1 protein-coding gene is annotated in these 249 nt (G+C 68.7%); it reads left to right on the top strand.

Annotated elements, in window-relative coordinates; translation table 11 throughout:
• Nucleotides 1–249, top strand: a 249-nt coding sequence (locus RMT89_RS44545; RefSeq protein ID WP_315889453.1) for a hypothetical protein, incomplete at both ends; no start/stop codon positions are given.

Here is a 249-nt window from a genome sequence, read left to right as displayed (position 1 = left end):
CCCGGGATCGCAGCGGCTGATCGGGTTGACCACGGCATCCGCGGCAGATCGCTACCAGGTGGTGACGGCGTCGCTGCTCAACGCAGCGGGGAAGTTCGTCGCGCCGACGACAGCGGGCATGACCGCAGCGGCGGCCGCAATGACCTCGCCGTCTTCGGGATCTCGCGTTCTCCAGCTCGATCAGACCTCGACCGCCGCGAAGGCCGCCGCTGACGCCTATCCACTCACGATGCCCGTGTACGCCGCGAA

The organism is Streptomyces sp. P17 (genome assembly GCF_032436805.1).
Lineage (GTDB): Bacteria > Actinomycetota > Actinomycetes > Streptomycetales > Streptomycetaceae > Streptomyces.
Note: the sequence above shows the minus strand (reverse complement) of the source record. Positions and strands in the feature narration are given on the sequence as shown.